Here is an 18971-nt window from a genome sequence, read left to right as displayed (position 1 = left end):
CCGCGAGTTTGCTTGACTGGCACCGGTGAGCACCATCCTGTTCCGCAACGGCCGCGTCCACACCCCCGCCGACCCGGAAGCGACCGCCCTGGCCGTCACCGACGGGGTCGTCAGTTGGGTGGGCGGCGAACACGCCGTCTCCGTCGTCACCGACCCCGACCGCGTCGTCGACCTGGACGGCGCGCTGGTCATCCCCGGGTTCGTCGACGCGCACGTGCACACCACCGACGCCGGACTGGCCCTCTCCGGGCTGGACCTGACGGACGCCCCGTCCCTGTCCGCCGCCCTGGACGCCGTCGCCGCGCACGCCCGCCGCCACCCGTCGGGAGTGCTGTGGGGTCACGGCTGGGACGAGACCCGCTGGCCGGAAGGGCGGCCCCCGACCCGCGCCGAGTTCGACCGAGCGGTCGGGCCGGACCGGGCCGCCTTCGTGACCCGCATCGACGTGCACTCCGCGGTGATCAGCTCGACGCTGGCCGCCGCGGTCCCCGAAGGACCGGGCCTGGACGGGTGGAGTGAGGCCGCCCCGGTCCGCCGCGCCGCCCACGCGGCAGTCCGTGCGTTCGCCCGGACCGCCCTGCCGCCGAAGCAGCGATCGGCGGCCCAGGCCGCTTTCCTGCGGCACTGCGCCGCGCAGGGCATCGTCGAGGTGCACGAGTGCGCCGCCGGCGACGCGGCCGGGCGCGCCGATCTCTCGGCTCTGCTGACCGCCCAGTCGGACATCGGCGTTGCGGTGCGCGGATACCTCGCCGCGCCGATCACCGACCCCGCCCAGGCCCCGGCGCTGCTGGCCGACACCGGCGCCGCCGCCCTCGGCGGTGACCTGGTGGTCGACGGCGCCCTGGGGTCCCGGACCGCGGCCCTGTCGTCGCCGTACGCCGACGACCCCGGCACCTACGGGTCGCGGTACCTGACCACCGAGCAGATCACCGACCATCTCGTGGCGTGCACCCGGGCCGGGGTGCAGGCCGGTTTCCACGCCATCGGCGACGACGCCGTCTCCGCCGTGGCCGAGGCGTTCCGGCACGCCGCGGAACGGCTCGACCGCGACGCCCGGGGCGACGGCGGCCCGCCGGGGACCGTCCGGCTGGCGGCCCGGGCCCATCGGGTGGAGCACGCCGAGATGCCCGACGCAGCGGCCATCGACACCTTTTTCCGCTGCGGCGTGATCGCCAGCGTGCAACCGCTCTTCGACGCCCGGTGGGGCGGGCGGGACGGGATGTACGCCCAGCGCCTGGGCGCCGGACGGGCGGCCGGGCTCAACCCGTTCGCCGCGTTGGCCAAGGCCGGGGTCGGGTTGGCCCTGGGTTCGGACGCCCCGGTCACCCCGGCCCGCCCGTGGCTGGCGGTCCGGGCCGCCGTCGCGCACCACACCGCGGGGGCCGGGCTGTCCCCGCGCGCTGCCTTCACCGCCCACACCCGGGGTGGGCACCGGGCCGCCGGCCGGCTGGACCGCGCGGTCGGGACCCTGACCCCGGGGGCGACGGCGTCACTGGCCGTGGTCCGGGCCGGCGCGCTGGTGCGTCCGCAGGCCGACAGTTCGGTGCAGCGCTGGTCGACCGATCCACGGTCCCGGATCCCGCTGCTGCCCGACCTCGGGGACGGCTTCGTCGAGCCCGAGACCGTGCTGACCATGGTCGCCGGGCGGGTCGTGCACGACCGGGGCCTGCTGGGCGGGGCGGACGGCGCCCCGTAGATCGGCCCGCCGGCGGCGGACCGGACGGTGCCCGCCCGTCCGCCACCTACCCTGGTCCGGTGGTCCTCTCGTCCCCGCCGCCGGTCGCCGGTGATGCCGTTCCGCCCGTCTCCGATGGGACCCGGCGGCCGCGACGTACCCGATGGGCGGACCGGGCGCGGGCGCTGCGGGGCAGCGGAGGACTGCGCATCCTCGGCGCGGCGGTCGGCGGGTACGCCGTCAACGACGCCTTCGCCCCGTCCACCCGGTGGTGGCTGGCCCCCCTGGGCTTGGCGCTGTTCGGGCTGGTCACCTGGGGTCGCCGGCTCGGACCGGGGCTAGGGCTGGGTCTGGTCTTCGGGTTGTTCTTCTACGTGCCGCTGCTGTCGTGGACCGGGGTCTACGTCGGACCCATCTCCTACGCCCTGTCGATCGCCGAGGCGCTGCTGACGGCGCTGGTCGGTGGCGCGCTGGCCGTCGCGTCCCGGCTGCACCTGTCCCGGCGCGTCCTGGACCCGGTGGGCCCCCTGACGCCGGGGCCACTACGGGCCTGGCTGTACCCGGTGCTCGCGGCCGCGCTGTGGGTGGCCGGTGAGACGCTGCGGGGCCGGTTCCCGTTCGGTGGTTTCCCCTGGGCCGGGCTGGCGTTCACGCAGGCCGATGGCCCGCTGCTGCCGTCGGCGTCCCTGCTCGGATCGGCCGGCCTGGCCTTCCTGACCGCGCTGGCCGGTTTCGCGCTGACCGTTCCCCTGGTCGCCGCGTCCGCGCTGTTCGGGCCGGGCGTCGATCGTTCGGCGGCCTGGTGCCTGCTGCGCCGGCGCGTCGTCGCCGGATCGGTGCTGCTGGTGCTGGTCGGGTCGGTGGGTCTGGCCGGACGGCTGACGATGGTCGACGCCGCCGAGATCGCCGCTGCCCCGCAGGACGTCATCGCCGTCGTCCAGGGCAACGTCCCCGAGCCGGGCCTGGACTTCAACGCGACCCGCCGGCAGGTCACGAGCATGCACGCCGAACGCACCCACGAACTGGCCGCCGCCGTCCGGGCCGGCACGTCACCGGCGCCGCGGCTCGTCCTGTGGCCCGAGAACTCCTCCGACATCGATCCCTACCGCGACCCGATCGCCGCGGAGATGATCTCCTCGGCCGCCCGCGACATCGGTGTGCCGATCCTGGTCGGCGCGGTGGTGCAGAATGGGACCAAGGCGACCGACGGTTTTTACAACCGCGGCATCGTCTGGGACCCGGTGACCGGTCCCGGCGCCTTCTACGACAAGCGGCATCCCGTGCCGTTCGCCGAGTACATGCCGTACCGCTCGTTCTTCCGCATCTTCAGCGCCTGGGTCGACCGGGCCGGCTACTTCCTGCCGGGGGACCGGCCCGGCAACCTCGACGTCGCCGGCGTCCCGGTCGGGGACGTCATCTGCTTCGAGGTGGTCTACGACGACCTCGTCCGCGACGTCGTCGACGGCGGCGCCCAGGTGCTCGTCGTGCAGACCAACAACGCGACCTTCGGCTACACCGACGAGACCTACCAGCAGCAGGCGATGAGCCGGATCCGCGCCGTCGAACATGGACGCGAAGTGCTCGTCGTCGCCACGAGTGGGGTATCGGCCGTCATCAGACCGGACGGATCGGTCGAATCCACCATCGGTCTGTTCACACCCGGTTATCTCACACCCACCGTTCCGTTACTGACCCGCACCACACCCGGTACGGTGCTCGGGAACGGGGTGGAGTGGAGCCTGACCGTCAGCGCCGCGGTGGTTCTGTTGCTCGGATTCGCGATGGCGCGGTCCGCCGCCCGTCCCGCCGGGAGGACACCGTCCTCCGCACGGAAGCAGTCGACCGGTGACCGGACGACGAGCGCCGTGACGACGACGGATGCCGCGAGAACGACGAAGGAGCAGTAGTGACGTCCGAGCACACCGCGGGTCGGTCCGCCGACACCGCCGCGGACCGCAAGGTCCTGGTGATCATCCCGACCTACCAGGAGCGCGAGAACCTGCCCCGGATCCTGGACCGGCTCCTCGCCGCCGTGCCCACCACCTCGGTCCTCGTCGTCGACGACGGCAGCCCGGACGGCACCGGTGCCTACGCCGACGAACGCTCCGCCGCCGACGAGCGCATCCACGTGCTGCACCGCACCGAGAAGGCCGGGCTGGGCGCGGCCTACGTGGCCGGCTTCGGCTGGGGGCTGGAGCGCGGCTACGACGTCCTGGTCGAGATGGACGCCGACGGCTCGCACGCCCCCGAGCAGCTGCCCCGCCTGCTCGGGGCCCTGGACCACGCCGACCTCGTCCTCGGATCGCGGTACGTCCCCGGCGGGTCGGTCGTCAACTGGCCCAAGCATCGTGAGGTGCTCTCCCGCGGCGGCAACATCTACTCGCGGCTGGCCCTGGGCGTCCACGTGCACGACATCACCGGTGGATACCGCGCTTTCCGCGCCGAGGTGCTCCGCAGCTTCGACCTGGCCGCAGTCGAATCGCACGGCTACTGCTTCCAGGTCGACCTGGCCTGGCGGGCCTTGAACAAGGGCTTCCGGGTCGTCGAGGTCCCCATCACGTTCACCGAGCGCGAGATCGGCACCTCGAAGATGAGCGGCAACATCGTGCGCGAGGCGCTGCTGAAGGTCACGGTCTGGGGTGCGCAGAAGCGGTGGAGCCAGATGCGCTCGCTGGTCGGCCGTCGCTCGCAGCCGATCGCGGCTCCGGACAGCGACCAGCGGTCCGCCACCCACTGATCGAAACGGCCCATGAACGCCGCCGCCCCCGGAACCCTGACGGGTCCGGGGGCGGTCGTTGTTCGCGGGCCGAGCAGCTGGTGTCAGCTGGCGGTGCGGCGGCTCTTGAGCTCGTTCAGCCGCTCATTGAGGATCTCCTCGAGTTCCTCGATGGAGCGACGCTCGAGCAGCATGTCCCAGTGCGTGCGCGGCGGCTTGACCGCCTTGCCCTCGGGCGCGGAACCGTCGACGAGCGTCGACTGCTGGCCATGCATACGGCAATCCCACACCGCGGGCACCTCGGCGTCGTCCGCCATCGGCACGACGAATTCATGATCACGCGGGCAGCGGTAGGTCGCGGACCGGCGGGGCGCCAGGTCATGATTGCGATCCGCCTCGTAGCTGGTGGCGCCGAGGCGGCTGCCGCGCAGGACACGGTCAGCCATGTCGTTCCTTCCTCTGTTGCGGTACATCCCGCACGAAGCGGGTGATGCCGGTCTGATGCCGACCGGCGCGCGGAACCGTAGGTACCGCTACCGGTGAGTAACGCTGGGACCATGCCATTCGTTCCCGGCGACGGCCCGGCCTGTCCGCTCCCCGGGAGGAGCGCAGGCCCGGCGACGCAGCAGAACAGACGCACGAGTGAGGCTCTGGTGGCCTCCACCGAGAAGTTCCCCGTCCGCGGTCCCGACAAGCAGGGTCCGGATGCCGCTCCCCACCCCTGTGCGGCACCGCTCGTAGTGTGACAGGTCCGAACACGTCTGCGGTACCGCGCCACCCGGCCGGGTGGATGCAGGGCCGGCGCCGCCCCGGTCTCCCGTGCGTGAAGGTCAGGTCGGTGGGTCGGCGTCGGGTCCGAGACGCCCGTCGCGGTGGTGACGACGGCAGAGCACCTGGTAGTGGCCCCCGGACGCCACCGGACCGGACACGTCCTCGCCGTCGAAGAGCCCGGCATCGGCCGGCTCGTCCGTGGTGTCGCCCAGGACGACGGTGCTGCCGGTCAACACCCGACGGTGATCAACGACACGCGCATTGAACCGGGCCGGGCGACCGCACCAGCACAACACCTCGACCGGGATGGCGGTCACCGCGTCGGCGATCTCGAACAGCCGCGCCGACGCCGGGAACAGCAGACCCCGGAAATCGGTCGCCAGACCGAAGACGTGGCAGTCGGTGCCGTGCCGGTCGGCCAGCTCGGCGAGCTGGTCGATGTGCGCGGGGGAGAAGAACTGGGCTTCGTCGACCACCACGTAGTCCGCACCGTCGGGTCCCCCCGTCCCCGAGCCGGGGCCCTCACGCCGCACGACGTCGGGGACGAGCTGCCGCAGGTCGTCGTCGTCGCCGACCTCCACCGCGGGGCGGTCCAGACCCAGCCGCGAGGTCACCTGCGGGCCACCGGACCGGTCCAGCCGGGTCAGCAGCACCCCCCGCCGGCCCTGGAGTCGCTGGTTGTAGTCCACCTGTAGGGCCATCGTCGACTTGCCGCAGTTCATCGGTCCGTGGAAGAACCGGACCGACCCGTCCCCCCGTCGCCGCCTCGTCATCCGCGACGCACCACCGCGACGGTCACCGCCAGCTGCCCCGCTGTTGCAGCAGATCCCGCAACACCTCCGGACGGTCGGTCATGATGCCGTCCACGCCGATGTCCAGCAGGTTGCCCATCGCCGCCGGGTCGTCGATCGTCCACGCGTGCACCTCGAGACCGCCGGCGTGCGCGGCTTCCACGAACCGTGGGGTGATCACCGGGATGCCCCGCACCGACGGCGGCACCTGCGCGGACACCGCCAGGGTGCTGATCGAGCGCCCGACCGCCGCGGCCCGGGCGAGCGCGAAGACCTCCCGCGGGGACAGGCAGCTGGCGACGTCCGGGCCGAGGGCGGCCCGCAGGGCGGCGAGCCGCCGATCGGAGAACGAGCCGACGCACACCCGCGACCCGGCGTCGGCGTCGCGGAGGAGGTCCAGCAGCGGCCCCACCGCCCCGGGCGCCTTCGCGTCGATGAGGAACCGCGCGTCCGGCAACGCCGCCAGCAGCTCGTCCATCCGCGGCAACGGGTCCACGCCCCGCACCCGCACGTCGCGGAGCTCGTCGAAACGGCGTCGGGCGATCGGCCCCGACCCGTCGGTGACCCGGTCCAGGGTGGCGTCGTGGAAGGCCACCAGGACGCCGTCCGCGGTGGCGTGGACGTCGGTCTCCAGGTAGCGGTAGCCCTCGTCCCAAGCCCGCTGGAACGCGGCCAGGGTGTTCTCCCGGCCCGCGAGGTCACCGATGTGCCAACCCCGGTGCGCGATGGCCCGGGGACGATGTCCCTCCAGGTACTTCACGGACGTCCCCCGCTCCCCGACAGGACGCCACTGCGTCCCGCGCTCCTGCGGCGCAGTCTGCCAGAGCGCCGATGACCGACCGCGACCACCGTTGCCCGCCTCTCCCGGACGGGGTCGGCGTGCCCCCGCCCCTCGATCGGCCGTACACGTTAGGGTCCGGCCATGGCCCAGACCGCCACGATCAGCCCCCCGGCCCCCACCGGGGTGACGGCCGACGGCGGGCCGGTGACCCGCACCGGTGTGAACGGCCGTGCCCCGGTCCGGTGCCAGTGGTGCGGCCGGGAACTCGGCAACGGCCACGGCGGCGTGGGGCGGCCCCGCATGTACTGCGCGCAGTCCTGCCGGCAACGCGCCTACGAGCACCGGTCGGCGTTGCAGCGGGGTGGTCTGCCGACCGACGCCGTGGTCCTGAGCGCGGCCGAACGCGACGACCTGGCCGACCGGCTCTTCCAGGTGCGGTGTGCCGCCGAGGATGTAGCCACCGCCCTCGCGGAGAAGGCATCGGTGTCCGAGATGCATCTGCTGGTCGGGGAACTCATCGCTGCGGCGCGGGCCGCCGAACGGATCCGTCGGAGCTGACGAGCCCCGGCCGGTTCCCCCCGAGCCTGTCCTGCAGGCGCGATGCGTCGTCCAGGAACAGCGCCGTCCACCACAACCCACACACCGGGCGCCACAGCGTCTCGTCGTCCAGCAGGGCGGGATGACGACGGACCGCCGACAGCACCGTCCGTTCGGCCCGGGCCGGCATCGCGTCGGCCACGGGTGGCAGAGCGTCCCCGGCCGCTGTCCGACGCGCGTGCGGGCCCCCCGCGATGTCCGCCGCCCGGTCCTCGAACCACTGACGCTGGCTGTCGGCGATGTCCCGGAGGGTGGCCCACAGGGGGCGGACGACCTCCGGCAGGGGCCGCACGCCCGGATGATCGGCTCCGCTGAGGATCGCGCCGGCGGTCAACCGCAACCGGTTGGCGGCGTTGGCCGCCAGGGTGACCTGCTCGACCGGCAGACGTCGCGCACCGTGGTCGCCGAGGTACTGGCGGACGGCGTCGTCCAGGCGCGCAGCCGCTTCCGCCGCCAGCGTCTGCTCGGGTGTCCACGGCACCGGCGCGATCGACCCGTTCCGAACGGTCCGCGCCAGGTCGGGCGGCGCCCCCATCGTCTGCACCGCCGCCATCAGGGCCGCCGCCGCCGTGCGATAGGCGTCGGCGAGCGACCGACGCACTTCACCCGCGGCGCCGTGCGGCCACAGAAGTGCGCAGACCACCGCCGCGGCCGCGCCGATCAGCACGTCCTCGATGCGGACCAGACCGATCGACCACCCGACCGGCACCACGATGTTGAACAGCACCATCACCAGCACCGTGAACGCGGTCTGGCCAGCGACGAACGACACCATGGTGGGCAGGCACCCGGCGAGGGCGATGGTGACCGGCAACAGGATCCACAGGCCCACCGGATGGCTCCCGATCACCACCAGCACCGCGGTGCCCAGCAGGAAGCCCAGGACCGTGCCCCCCAGGGCGCGCACGGCCGTCGAGCCGGTGTTGACCGCGGTCGTCCGCAGCACGGTCAACGCTCCGAGCACGACCCAGAAGCCGTGTGAGACATGGGTGACCTCGGCCAGCAGCACGGCCAGCGCCAGGCCGAGGGCACCGCGCAGGCTGTTCTGGAACCACACCGACCGGACGCTGAGATGGCCCCGGGCCAGATGACCAGCCGCCTCCCGCCGGGTGAGGGTCGCCGGCGGATTGTTGCGCCCGAGGATGCGGTCCCACGTCGGGCGCGCATCGGCGCGACCCGCCGCCGCCACCGTGGCCCCGGCCAGCAGGCAGGTGTGGGCGAGCTCGTGCAGCAGGGCCGGCGACCGTTCCGTGGTACGCGCGGCGATCGCCAGGAGCTGCCGGGACGCCGCCGCGGCCACCCGATCCTGCTCCAGGCTCTCGATGGCCGCGTCCAGCGCGGCCACGGCGTCCGGGCCCCGGGGCGTACCCGCCGCGACCAGGGTGTCGTCGCAGGCCAGGAGGACCTGTCCACAGCGCCGTTCCAGGCGGCGCGCCCACTCGGGACGGTTCCCCGGTGCGACATCCGCGGGCAGGCTTGCCACCACGGTGTTCAACCAGGCCAGACGGTCGACGAGCAGGCCGAGCAGTCGACTTCCCGTGGTCAGGCCGACCGGCCGGGACTCGGAGCGGCCGAAGGTCTCCCGCAGACGGCGGATCGCTGCCGCCGGGTCCGGCTCGTCCCGCTCCGTTCCCGGCGCGGCGAACGGGGGAGCGGACGGGGCGGGTCCGCTCCCGCCGCCCGCGGTCCGCAGGATGCGGCGACCCAGGTCGCGGCAGGCGTCGGCCGCCGCCGTCCGCAGCGCCTCGTGCTGTCGGGGCGGCCACCAGAAGACGGCCGCCGGGATGGCCAGGGCCGCCGCCAGTGCCCAACCGGTCAATCGCCCTCCGATGGCCGACGGCGGGGCGGTCAGGCACACCGGCAGGATGTAGGTCAGCAGGGCGGCTCGCCCGGCCCCGTTGATGGCCGCACTGACCACGCCGCTGAACAGGACACCGAAGCCCACGACCAGCATGCTGACGACGGCCAGCCAACCGGTGGTCGAGGCCAGGGTGCCGACGGTGATCAACACCGTCCCGACCGCAGCGAGGAGAAGGTAGGAACCGAGCCGGGCGGACCGGTTGCCCGGGAGGTCGGTGAGCAGCAGCAGCGCGATACCGCCGAAGGCGGCGAACGTGGCGATGTCGGTCTGGTCGAGCAGGATACCGGTGGCCAACCCGACGGTGACGACGACCGCGGCCTTGACGCCCTTGGCCCGCGCTACGCCACCCGGGTCGTGGGCGTCGAACCAGGAATGCAGCCGGTCGATGGCCGTCATGACCGCGTTCCGCCCTTCGCCGTGATCGGTCGATCAGGGTTGATGGGCGCAATGTACCGACCGGGCGCCGTCGGTCGGACGGTGACGGCGGGCCGTCGAACTCACGGGTGGCTGCCGCCGGAGGCGGGACTGCCGGGTCGCGGACGGGGGACGCCGATCGCTCAGTCCCTGGTCAGCCGGGACCACGGCAGCCCGGCCGCACGGCGCGGACGGTCGGGAGCGAGGTCGGCCCACAGCGGGGTGCACGAGTGGGGCCGCGGAACGGGTTTCCTCGCGCCGTCAGCGGTGGTGAACACCGTCCACTCGGGCATCGGGGACATCCAGCACCGCAGGTCGGCGTGCGGCGGCGCCGGCGTCGGCACGGGCCAGGCCCCCAGGGAGGGAGCCACCTGAGTGAGGAAGTAGCCGGCGTGTCCCAGCGTCGCGCAGCGCACCAGTGGGTCGTGCGGAGGGATGTTCATGACCTCGCCGGTGGGCAGCAGCAACCGGAAGGGGTGGTTCGAACATCGTCGATGAGCGCCATCGATGAGCTCGTCGATGAGCCGAGCGGTCCTTCGGCGTTCACTGGATTCCATGCCGGCCCCCGGGAGCATCCGGCGCCGTCCGGCGCTATACCGAATCAGCCTAGGCAGCCAAAGTCGGGCATTTCAACCGTCGGTGACGAATTTTCGCCGACAAGTACTCGATAGGTTGTCCACCTCCGCCGTATGGCTCATCGTCGGTCACAGGACGTGTCGCTCCGTCCCGACCCAGCCCTCATCTCTGCCTCACGACGCCGGGTGTCACCTCACAGGACCGTCGAACGATGGTGAACCCCACCGATTCGAGATGCATCTACCCCCGCGGACCGGGTACAGACCGCACGGGTGAGGCGGTACGCAGTCGCGGTCGGCCCGCTGCTGCACGGAGGCCGACCGCGGCTGCGACATCCGCCCGTGCCCCGCCCGTCCGGTTCAGCAGCGAGCCGGACGGGTGCACCCACCCGGCATCGGCAAGCCGCTGCGCGTAGCGACGGGAAACCCGTTGTCGGAGCCCGCCCCTACGATCCGAGCCATGAGCACCTCTTCTCCCGATGCCAAGGGTTCCCACTCCGACGACGTCATCGGCGGCGCCGGCCCCGACCCGGACAACTCCGCCAGCAAGGACCCGGCCGACTGGGTGACCGGCGACGAACCGATGACCGGCCCCCAGCGCAGCTACCTCGACACCCTCGCTCGCGAGGCCGGCGAGGAACTCCCGGCCGACCTGACCAAGGCACAGGCCTCCGAACACATCGACCGACTGCAGCAGTCCACCGGTCGGGGTGAGTCGGGCAGCTGACCAGCCCCACCCGGGTGGATGCCGGCCGATTCGTCAGCGGATCCGGCCGGCATCCCCGTCCTCGACGGCCGTCATGCCAAGCTGAGCCGATGGGGAGCAGCAGGACACGGGGCATGGGCGTCCGTCTGCTCGCCCTCGTCGTCCTGTTCGGCCTCTTCACCCTCCACGTGGTGACCGCGCACGGTTCCTCGCATCACCAGGGGCCGACATCACTGAGCGCCGCACTGGGGCTCTCGACCTCACACGGCGGCGCTCATCACGCTGCGCCGGTCCACACCATCAGCGACTCCCCACCAGCTCCTGACTCACCTCCGGGGAATCCCGGCTCGATCACGAGCCAGCCACCCGGCGCCCTGGTCGCACCCGTCTCGATGGGCGCCCCGACCCCGATCACCGCGGCCGAGATGTTGATGTGCTGGCTGCTGCTGTCCGCGGGCCTCATCCTGGTGATCGGTCTGCTGCGGTTCCGGCGTGCGGCGGCCGACACGGCGGCCGTCTCCCGCAGGATGCCAGGCCCGGGGCGGGCGCCCCGGGCGCCGCACGGCCGACAACGGCTCCACCAATTGACGGTCCTGCAGGTGTAGGTCGACCCGCTGGTCACTTCGCGCGCACCACGAAGCGCGGAGCCCACCCGGTTCTCCTCACCCCCAGACCCGTCACTGGAGCCCATTCATGAACCTGCCCCTTCGTCCCACCGTGCCCGCGCCCGGTCACCGCACGACGGCCCGCACTGCCGCCGTCATCGCCGCGACGGTCACCCTCACCCTGGTCGCGACCGCCTGCAGTTCCGGCGGCGGTCACGGCGCCGGCCACGCCGAGGGTGGATCGGCCACCGCTTCCACCGCCCCGTCCGCCTCGCCGTCGTCCTCGCTCACGGCGGACATCGACCACAACGACGCCGACGTCGCGTTCGCCGACGGCATGATCGTTCACCACCGCGGCGCCGTGGAGATGGCGGCGTTGGCGGCCGACCGGGCGGGCAGCGACGCCGTCCGAGGATTGGCCGCTCGCATCAGCGCGGCCCAACAGCCCGAGATCGACCGGATGACCGGTTGGCTGCAGACCTGGTCGATCCCGGGAGCCGACCCGGCGTCGTCGTCGACGACCGCCACCGCCCACGACATGTCCGGTCACTCGATGTCCGGGGACACGGGTACCGCCGCCACCGCGTCACCGGACTCCGCAAGCGTCGAGCACACGGCGATGGGCATGATGTCGGCGGGGGAGATGGCGACGTTGACCGCTGCCCGGGGCGCGGACTTCGACCGGATCTTCCTCGAGATGATGATCGTCCACCACGAGGGCGCCGTGGACATGTCCCGCACGCAGCTGTCCGCCGGACGCAATCCCCAGGCCCTCGCCCTGGCCCAGGACATCATCGACAACCAGACGGCCGAGATCGCCGAGATGCAGGGCCTACTCGCTGCCGGCTGACCCAGGACGTACCGGGTCCCGACCAGTGGGGCCCGGTACCTCCCGTCGCGCATTCCGCGCGGCGAGCGTGCCACGATGCGGGCGTGGACGAGCGGCAGATCCAGCGGTTGGACGACCTCGCGCGGTTGCGCAGGGTCCGCGACCGGATCGACCGCGAGTTCGCCCGGCCGCTCGATGTCGAGGCGCTCGCCCGCGGAGTGCACTGGTCGTCCGGCCACCTCAGCCGCGAGTTCAAGCGGGCCTACGGCGAATCGCCCTACTCGTACCTGATGACCCGCCGCATCGAACGTGCGATGGCCCTGCTGCGCCGCGCAGAGCTGTCGGTCACCGACGTCTGCTTCACCGTCGGCGCCTCGTCGCTGGGGACCTTCACCACCCGCTTCACCGAGCTCGTCGGCATGTCACCGGGCGCCTACCGGGACCTCGCCCGGACGGCCGGAGCCGAGTTGCCCACGTGCGTCACCAAGCTGGTCACCCGGCCGATCCGCCGCACCGCCCCGAGCCACCGGTCGACGCTCCACCGGTCAGAAATCGAGAAGTCGCCGTCCGGGGACGGCATCTAGCGTGACCGCCATGGACATCACGATCTCTTCGGCGTTCCTCCCGCAGACCGACCCGGAAGCGGCGCTCGGCTTCTACCGTGACCTGCTCGGTTTCGAGGTCCGCAACGACGTCGGCCACCACGGCCTCCGCTGGCTGACCGTCGCACCGCCCGGCCAATCGACGTCGATCGTGCTGAGCCCACCGGCGGTCGACCCCGGTCTGACCGACGACGAGCGTCGGGTCGTCCTCGAACTGATCGCCAAAGGCAGCTACGGCATGCTCACCTTGTCCACGACCGACCTGGACGGACTGTTCGATCGCCTCGTGGCGGCCGGCGTCGACATCGTGCAGGAACCGGCCGATCAGTTCTACGGTGTCCGCGACTGCGCCGTCCGGGACCCCACCGGCAATCTGCTCCGCATCAACCAGGCCGTCTGACCCGGCCGACGGGTCGCGCGCCGCACCACCGGTCATCGGACCCGTCGAAGGAAGGCCCGCCGCATGCACAGCGCCGACACCCACGATCTGATCCGCGTCCGCGGGGCCCGCGAGAACAATCTGCAGGACGTCACCGTCGACCTGCCGAAGCGCCGGCTCACGGTCTTCACCGGGGTGTCGGGATCAGGCAAGAGCTCGCTGGTCTTCGGCACCATCGCCGCTGAGTCCCAGCGCCTGATCAACGAGACCTACCCGGCGTTCCTGCAGGGTTTCATGCCCAACCAGGCCCGCCCCGACGTCGACATCCTCGAGGGACTGACGACGGCCATCATCGTCGACCAGGAACGGATGGGCGCCAATCCGCGCTCCACCGTCGGGACGGCGACCGATGCCAACGCGCTGCTGCGCATCCTCTTCAGCCGCCTCGGTCAACCCCGGATCGGCTCACCCCAGGCGTTCTCGTTCAACGTCGCGTCGATCAGCGGCGCCGGCGCGGTCACCATGGAACGCGGCGGCCAGACCACGAAGGAACGCCGCGAGTTCTCCATCACCGGCGGCATGTGCCCGCGCTGCGAGGGCATGGGCAAAATCAACGACTTCGACCTGACCGCGCTCTACGACGCGGAGAAGTCGCTGAACGAGGGGGCCCTCATCCTCCCCGGCTACAGCATGGACGGCTGGTACGGCCGGATCTTCCGCGGCTGCGGCTTCTTCGCCCCCGACAAACCCATCAAGGACTACAGCAAGAAGGAACTGCACGACCTGCTATACCGCGACCCGGTCAAGATCAAGGTCGACGGCATCAACCTCACCTACAGCGGCGTCATCCCGCAAATCCAGAAGTCGTTCCTTTCCAAGGACGTCGAGGCAATGCAACCGCACATCCGGGCGTTCGTCGAACGGGTCGTCACCTTCACCGTCTGTCCCGACTGCGACGGCACCCGGCTCAACGAGGGCGCCCGGTCGTCCCGTATCCGGGGCCGCAACATCGCCGATCTGTGCGCCCTGCAAATCAGCGACCTCGCCGCCTGGGTCGACGAGCTCGACGAACCGTCCGTGGCGCCGTTGCTGACGGCGCTGGGGGAGACCCTGGACTCCTTCGTCGACATCGGGCTCGGGTACCTGTCCCTGGACCGTCCGTCCGGCACCCTGTCCGGCGGCGAGTCGCAGCGTACGAAGATGATCCGTCATCTCGCCTCGGCCCTGACGGACGTCACCTACGTCTTCGACGAACCGACCATCGGACTGCACCCCCACGACATCCGCCGCATGAACACCCTGCTGCAGCAGCTTTGCGACAAGGGCAACACCGTGCTGGTCGTCGAACACAAACCGGAGACGATCGAAATCGCCGACCACGTGGTCGATCTCGGACCGGGCGCCGGATCGGCCGGCGGGCGGATCATGTTCGAGGGCACGGTCGCGGAATTGCGCACCAGCGGCACCCTGACCGGTCGACACCTGGACGACCGGGCCGAACTGAAGCCCACCACCCGCCCGCCCACCGGCGCCGTCGAGATCCGCAGCGCGGACACCAACAACCTACGCAACGTCGACGTCGACATCCCACTCGGTCAGCTCGTCGTCGTCACCGGCGTCGCCGGATCGGGCAAGAGCTCACTGATCCACGGCGCGCTGGCTCGTCGGGACGGCGTGGTGACGGTCGATCAGGGAGCCATCAAGGGATCGCGGCGCAGCAACCCGGCCACCTACACCGGTCTGCTCGAACCGATCCGCAAGGCGTTCGCCAAGGCGAACGGGGTGAAACCCGCACTGTTCAGCGCCAACTCCGAAGGTGCCTGCCCGAACTGCAAGGGCGCCGGGGTGATCTACAGCGACCTCGGGGTGGTGGCCGGGACGGCCATCCCGTGCGAGGTGTGTGAGGGCAAGCGTTTCCAGGCGGCCGTTCTCGACTACACCTTCGGTGGCCGCGACATCAGCGAGGTGCTCGGCATGCCGGTCACCGAGGCAGCCGAGTTCTTTGCTGCCGGGGAGGCGAAACTGCCGGCCGCCCATCGGATCCTGTCGGCCCTGGAGGACGTGGGGCTCGGTTACGTAACGCTCGGGCAACCGTTGACCACCCTGTCGGGCGGAGAGCGGCAGCGCCTGAAGCTGGCGACGCACCTGGGGGAGAAGGGCGGGATCTTCGTGCTCGACGAGCCCACCACCGGTCTGCATCTGGCCGATGTCGAGAACCTCTTGGCGTTACTGGACCGTCTCGTCGATTCCGGGAAATCGGTCGTCGTCATCGAGCACCACCAGGCGGTGATGGCGCACGCCGACTGGATCATCGACCTCGGGCCGGGAGCCGGTCACGACGGCGGGTTGGTCGTCTTCCAGGGCACTCCGGCCGAACTGGTGGCCGACGCCACGACTCTGACCGGTCAGCACCTGGCTGGATACATCGGCCGGCGATGACCAGGTCTGCGGCACCACCACACATTAACGTCACGCGTGACGAAAGAGGGTTCGCGGCCACACCACAGGTTCTACGACGAGGCTGAGGTCACCGATCCTCGAACTCGGTGGGTGATGCGTCACGGGTGACGAAAGACACGCCCGCGAGGCGGGGCGGCAAAGCTCTCTCGCATCACCATCGGCGTACGGCTTGGAACGGCGCCGACAACCACGCCACGCCGTCGCGCTCGGCACAGGTGTCGGCCATTCGGGAGGTCGACGCTCGTGGATTGCCAGGTGTGCGTCGGACCGGGCGGGAGTCCAGCGCGGTCGTGACCGAGCGATCGCCGCGGGGAGGTAACAGGGCGACCAGCGGTGCACGTTTGGCCCCTCTTTCCCGCACACGACGTATCGCCGATAAGGAACATTATGTCGACTAGATCGAAGATCGACCCTCCCCGGAGTGGCCACACTGACTGTCTCGCCCTGCATGTGGGTACCCGAAGGTCCACCACACGTCTTTGAGCCCACACCGCACGGAGGACATCCCATGAGCGACGACACCACGACCACTGCCGTCTCCGAGGACCACAAGGAGGCGCTGATCGACGACAAGCTGCCGGTCGAACCCGAAGAGGTCAAGGAAGACGTCGAGGACTTCCCGACCGAGTAGACCCCACACGGGCTGCCACTGTTCGGCGCCGCCCGTTGGTCCCGATACGTCACTGTGACGTTTCGGGACCAACGGGTCGGATTCGACGCTTCGCCAGGTGTTGTGCCAACGGTTGATCCGGCCGCTTGTCCCACGTCTTGTCCCGACGGCCCATGACGACGTCGTCGACCGCCGTATTGAGATCTGCGTCGGGTTCCCCCACAGTGCGACTCAACGCCGTTGTCGCAGCGTGGCGATTGGCTCGGCGGGCCCGTGCCTTGGCCCGCGGGATGTTCTTGCGGGACGCTTTGTCGTTCTCGCCGTAGGAGTTACGCCGGTCCCGTTCGAGACTGAGCTGCTCCTTCTCCTGCGGTGTCTTTCGCCGCCTTTTCGTCATTTCGTCACCGAGTGCAGGACCAGGGTGACGTCATCCTCGGTGAGATGGATGTCGAGTTCGTTGTCGGCGACCGACCCTTCCAACTGCCGCCGGGCCCACCGACGGATGTCGTCGTGAGGGGCCCGGCCGGCCACGAGGTCTGCCAGCGAGAACGAATCTGCTCGCGCAGCTCGCTCTCCACCGGGCGGTCGCGCGGGGGTCGGTGTCGGCGGCCTCCTGCCGATCATCGCGCGCGGCCATCCCCCACCTCCTCATCTCCCCGCCGGTCACGCCGCGATCATCCCCCCGTCGCGGCAACAATCAACCGTCGTTCGGGAAACGCACCCCAGCAGATAGCCGGACGGCGTCCATGAGCCGCAGAGCCGCCAGCGAGGTGTCGTTGTAGGGGGTGGCCAACGCGGGTTCGGCGATCAGTCGGTCCATGGCCTGCAGGACGTCAGCCTGTTGCGGCCGGGGCTTGTCGACAGTGAAGTCCTCTTGCGAACCGTCGGCGTGCAGCAGTCGCAGACGCCGCGGGTTGTGCACGACGTCGATGACGAGAGTGGCCTGCTCACCCTGGATCTCACTGGGCGTGTCGCTGCCGGTGATCTTGCTGTAGACGATCTCGGCGATCATGCCCGGATAGTCGGCAACGATCGTTCCGGCGCCGTCGATCCCGTTGTCGAGCAGGACCGAGGACGACTGCACCGACCGGGGTTCGCCGAACCAGGCGATCAGCGGGTTCACGCAGTACGTCCCGATGTCCATCAACGCGCCGGCCGCCATGCGGGGATCGAAGATGTTGACCGTCTCCCCCGCCCGGAAACGGTCGTACCGGCTGGAGCGCTGGCAGTAACGGAAGCTGACCCGGCGGATGGTGCCGAGCTTCGGCAGCAGGCTCTCGATCACGGCGCGGCTGGGGTCGAACAGGCTGCGGATCGACTCGACGACGACCCGTCCGTTCGCGACGGCCCTGGCCCGCAGGTCGGCGAACTCGGCCGCGGTCGCGGTGGCCGCTTTCTCGACGAGCACGTGTTTGCCGGCATCCAGCATCCGGGCGGCCTGCTGGTGGTGGAACGTGTTCGGGCTGGCGAGGTAGACGACGTCGACGTCCGGCGCGGCCGCCAGGGCGTCGAGGCTGGTCACCACCCGGGCCGACCCGTGCCGCGCGGCGAACTCACGCCCCCGGCCGGCGTCGCGGGAGTAGACGACGGTGTGCTCGAAGCCGGGCACCTGTGCGCCGGCCTGCAGGCAACGGTCGACGATGGAACTGGTGCCGATGGTGGCGTAGCGGGTCATCGCACTCCTTGTCGCGCAAGAATGGAACGGTGAAACGTGGTCGTCCGCAGCCGGGCCGTGGGGACCACCGTGGGGAGATCCACGTCCTGGATCCACAATCCGACTATCTACGCATCCACCAGTTCACGATGCTGTACGACTTCCCGGCCGACGCCAAGCTCGGGGCGAATATGGCGTTCTACCGGGTGTTCTCGATCCCCCGTATCGCCGATCTGTTGGTGGGCACCGGTGAGATGACCGGACGGCCCGTCAAGCGGGCCTACGACACCGGTCTGGTCATCTCCGAGCTGATCGCCCAGGGTTTCGACCATCCACGTGGTCGCGAGATGGTGCGGTTCCTCGGGGAGGTGCACCGGCCCTGGCCGATTGCCCAGGAGGATTTCACCTACGTGCTGTGCGCTTTCATCGTGGTTCCGATGCGGTGGATCGAACGGCGGGGATGGCGACCGCTGCTGCCGGCGGAGCGGGAGGCGGGCGCGCGGTTCTATCGCGAGCTGGGTCGACGGATGGGTATCCGGCACCTGCCGCGCTCCTACGCCGAGGCGGCGGAGATGCTCGACGCCTTCGAGGCCCGTCACCGCGCTCCGAGTCCGGCTGCGGGCCAGCTGATGTCGGCCACCCATCGCGTCGTCGCCGGGCGTCTTCCCCGTGTGCTGCGTCGAAGGACACCGTGGGCGATCAGCGCTCTGCTGGGGGAGCCGCCGCTCTCCGAGGCGCTGGGACTCCCCCGGGTCGGTCGGATGGCCTGTTGCCTGGTGGATGTCTGCTATCGATTGCGGAACCTCGCGATCCGGTGGCGGCGGCCGTCGACCGGTCCCTGGTTCGTCCCGGGACAACCCGCGGGTGACGTCTATCCCGACGGGTATCGACTCGGCGATCTCGGGCCGCTTCCCGGCGGTCCGGACGGACTCCGATGACTCGCCA

The 18971-nt window shown here is 71.0% G+C and carries 19 protein-coding genes; 12 read left to right on the top strand and 7 right to left on the bottom strand.

Features of this window, described 5'->3' with window-relative positions:
- Positions 1-25: 25 nt before the first annotated feature.
- From FDO65_RS04280 to FDO65_RS04270, 3 genes are read left to right on the top strand one after another with little or no spacing between them, the layout of a single operon-like run.
- The gene (locus tag FDO65_RS04280; RefSeq protein ID WP_137448190.1) at positions 26-1696 is read left to right on the top strand and encodes an amidohydrolase; all 1671 of its coding nucleotides are present in this window, start codon (positions 26-28) and stop codon (positions 1694-1696) included.
- 59 nt (positions 1697-1755) lie between these two features.
- Complete coding sequence (gene lnt / locus FDO65_RS04275; RefSeq protein ID WP_137448189.1) at positions 1756-3582, top strand: apolipoprotein N-acyltransferase; 1827 nt, start codon at positions 1756-1758, stop codon at positions 3580-3582.
- Positions 3582-4412, top strand: a complete 831-nt coding sequence (locus FDO65_RS04270; protein WP_205849775.1) for a polyprenol monophosphomannose synthase — start codon at positions 3582-3584, stop codon at positions 4410-4412. Before lnt ends, FDO65_RS04270 begins: the two co-directional genes overlap by 1 nt.
- 83 nt (positions 4413-4495) lie before the next feature.
- Here FDO65_RS04270 and FDO65_RS04265 read toward each other — a convergent pair whose 3' ends face one another.
- From FDO65_RS04265 to FDO65_RS22705, 3 genes are all read right to left on the bottom strand, one after another.
- Complete coding sequence (locus FDO65_RS04265) at positions 4496-4837, bottom strand: RNA polymerase-binding protein RbpA (protein ID WP_137448188.1); 342 nt, start codon at positions 4835-4837, stop codon at positions 4496-4498.
- Between the two features lie 384 nt (positions 4838-5221).
- Complete coding sequence (locus FDO65_RS04260; RefSeq protein ID WP_137448187.1) at positions 5222-5935, bottom strand: thymidine kinase; 714 nt, start codon at positions 5933-5935, stop codon at positions 5222-5224.
- Positions 5936-5957: 22 nt separating this feature from the next.
- A complete protein-coding gene (locus FDO65_RS22705; protein ID WP_137448186.1) occupies positions 5958-6713 on the bottom strand; it encodes a glycerophosphodiester phosphodiesterase family protein in 756 nt (251 codons plus the stop codon).
- A gap of 162 nt (positions 6714-6875) precedes the next feature.
- Between FDO65_RS22705 and FDO65_RS22700 the strand changes: the two genes are divergently transcribed.
- A complete protein-coding gene (locus FDO65_RS22700; RefSeq protein ID WP_240757409.1) occupies positions 6876-7292 on the top strand; it encodes a hypothetical protein in 417 nt (138 codons plus the stop codon).
- Here the strand turns inward: FDO65_RS22700 and FDO65_RS04245 are convergent.
- Positions 7249-9588, bottom strand: coding sequence for an FUSC family protein (locus FDO65_RS04245; RefSeq protein WP_137448185.1), 2340 nt, complete (start codon positions 9586-9588; stop codon positions 7249-7251). The two genes, FDO65_RS22700 and FDO65_RS04245, sit on opposite strands and share 44 nt — an antisense overlap.
- Before the next feature lie 161 nt (positions 9589-9749).
- Positions 9750-10073 (bottom strand): hypothetical protein, encoded by a 324-nt coding sequence (locus FDO65_RS04240; protein ID WP_137448184.1) that lies wholly within the window; start codon positions 10071-10073, stop codon positions 9750-9752.
- 568 nt (positions 10074-10641) lie between these two features.
- Here FDO65_RS04240 and FDO65_RS04235 point away from each other — a divergent pair.
- The 7 genes from FDO65_RS04235 to FDO65_RS23040 all read left to right on the top strand — a co-directional run bounded on the left by FDO65_RS04235 (position 10642) and on the right by FDO65_RS23040 (position 16393).
- Positions 10642-10908: a DUF3072 domain-containing protein gene (locus FDO65_RS04235; RefSeq protein WP_137448183.1), complete on the top strand. Its 267-nt coding sequence runs from the start codon at positions 10642-10644 to the stop codon at positions 10906-10908.
- Between the two features lie 113 nt (positions 10909-11021).
- Positions 11022-11492: a hypothetical protein gene (locus tag FDO65_RS04230; protein WP_137448182.1), complete on the top strand. Its 471-nt coding sequence runs from the start codon at positions 11022-11024 to the stop codon at positions 11490-11492.
- Between the two features lie 88 nt (positions 11493-11580).
- Positions 11581-12342, top strand: coding sequence for a DUF305 domain-containing protein (locus FDO65_RS04225; RefSeq protein ID WP_137448181.1), 762 nt, complete (start codon positions 11581-11583; stop codon positions 12340-12342).
- A gap of 83 nt (positions 12343-12425) precedes the next feature.
- Positions 12426-12905, top strand: coding sequence for a helix-turn-helix transcriptional regulator (locus tag FDO65_RS04220; protein WP_137448180.1), 480 nt, complete (start codon positions 12426-12428; stop codon positions 12903-12905).
- 10 nt (positions 12906-12915) lie between these two features.
- Complete coding sequence (locus tag FDO65_RS04215) at positions 12916-13323, top strand: VOC family protein (RefSeq protein WP_137448179.1); 408 nt, start codon at positions 12916-12918, stop codon at positions 13321-13323.
- Positions 13324-13386: 63 nt separating this feature from the next.
- A complete protein-coding gene (locus FDO65_RS04210; protein ID WP_137448178.1) occupies positions 13387-15741 on the top strand; it encodes an ATP-binding cassette domain-containing protein in 2355 nt (784 codons plus the stop codon).
- Positions 15742-16270: 529 nt separating this feature from the next.
- Complete coding sequence (locus tag FDO65_RS23040; RefSeq protein WP_276606811.1) at positions 16271-16393, top strand: hypothetical protein; 123 nt, start codon at positions 16271-16273, stop codon at positions 16391-16393.
- Positions 16394-16765: 372 nt separating this feature from the next.
- Here FDO65_RS23040 and FDO65_RS22015 read toward each other — a convergent pair whose 3' ends face one another.
- Both FDO65_RS22015 and FDO65_RS04205 read right to left on the bottom strand, forming a co-directional pair.
- Positions 16766-16903, bottom strand: a complete 138-nt coding sequence (locus FDO65_RS22015) for a hypothetical protein (protein ID WP_166442023.1) — start codon at positions 16901-16903, stop codon at positions 16766-16768.
- Between the two features lie 166 nt (positions 16904-17069).
- Positions 17070-18047 carry a Gfo/Idh/MocA family protein gene (locus FDO65_RS04205; RefSeq protein WP_137448177.1) on the bottom strand — a complete coding sequence of 326 codons (978 nt, stop codon included), beginning with the start codon at positions 18045-18047 and terminating at the stop codon, positions 17070-17072.
- Between the two features lie 29 nt (positions 18048-18076).
- Here FDO65_RS04205 and FDO65_RS04200 point away from each other — a divergent pair, with 29 nt between their 5' ends.
- The gene (locus FDO65_RS04200) at positions 18077-18964 is read left to right on the top strand and encodes an oxygenase MpaB family protein (RefSeq protein WP_137448176.1); all 888 of its coding nucleotides are present in this window, start codon (positions 18077-18079) and stop codon (positions 18962-18964) included.
- Positions 18965-18971: the final 7 nt, after the last annotated feature.

Origin of the sequence: Nakamurella flava, assembly GCF_005298075.1 — a bacterium.
GTDB classification, from domain to species: domain Bacteria; phylum Actinomycetota; class Actinomycetes; order Mycobacteriales; family Nakamurellaceae; genus Nakamurella; species Nakamurella flava.
This window is presented reverse-complemented; position numbering and strand designations above follow the sequence as displayed.

What these genes read in the sequence shown, in the direction of transcription:
- FDO65_RS22700 (WP_240757409.1), top strand. Translation starts at nt 6,876, where the DNA reads ATGGCCCAGACCGCCACGATCAGCCCCCCGGCCCCCACCGGGGTGACG.
- FDO65_RS04235 (WP_137448183.1), top strand. Translation starts at nt 10,642, where the DNA reads ATGAGCACCTCTTCTCCCGATGCCAAGGGTTCCCACTCCGACGACGTC.
- FDO65_RS23040 (WP_276606811.1), top strand. Translation starts at nt 16,271, where the DNA reads ATGAGCGACGACACCACGACCACTGCCGTCTCCGAGGACCACAAGGAG.
- FDO65_RS04260 (WP_137448187.1), bottom strand. Translation starts at nt 5,935, where the DNA reads ATGACGAGGCGGCGACGGGGGGACGGGTCGGTCCGGTTCTTCCACGGA.
- FDO65_RS04210 (WP_137448178.1), top strand. Translation starts at nt 13,387, where the DNA reads ATGCACAGCGCCGACACCCACGATCTGATCCGCGTCCGCGGGGCCCGC.
- FDO65_RS04205 (WP_137448177.1), bottom strand. Translation starts at nt 18,047, where the DNA reads ATGACCCGCTACGCCACCATCGGCACCAGTTCCATCGTCGACCGTTGC.
- FDO65_RS04265 (WP_137448188.1), bottom strand. Translation starts at nt 4,837, where the DNA reads ATGGCTGACCGTGTCCTGCGCGGCAGCCGCCTCGGCGCCACCAGCTAC.
- FDO65_RS04215 (WP_137448179.1), top strand. Translation starts at nt 12,916, where the DNA reads ATGGACATCACGATCTCTTCGGCGTTCCTCCCGCAGACCGACCCGGAA.
- FDO65_RS04225 (WP_137448181.1), top strand. Translation starts at nt 11,581, where the DNA reads ATGAACCTGCCCCTTCGTCCCACCGTGCCCGCGCCCGGTCACCGCACG.
- FDO65_RS04245 (WP_137448185.1), bottom strand. Translation starts at nt 9,588, where the DNA reads ATGACGGCCATCGACCGGCTGCATTCCTGGTTCGACGCCCACGACCCG.
- FDO65_RS04230 (WP_137448182.1), top strand. Translation starts at nt 11,022, where the DNA reads ATGGGCGTCCGTCTGCTCGCCCTCGTCGTCCTGTTCGGCCTCTTCACC.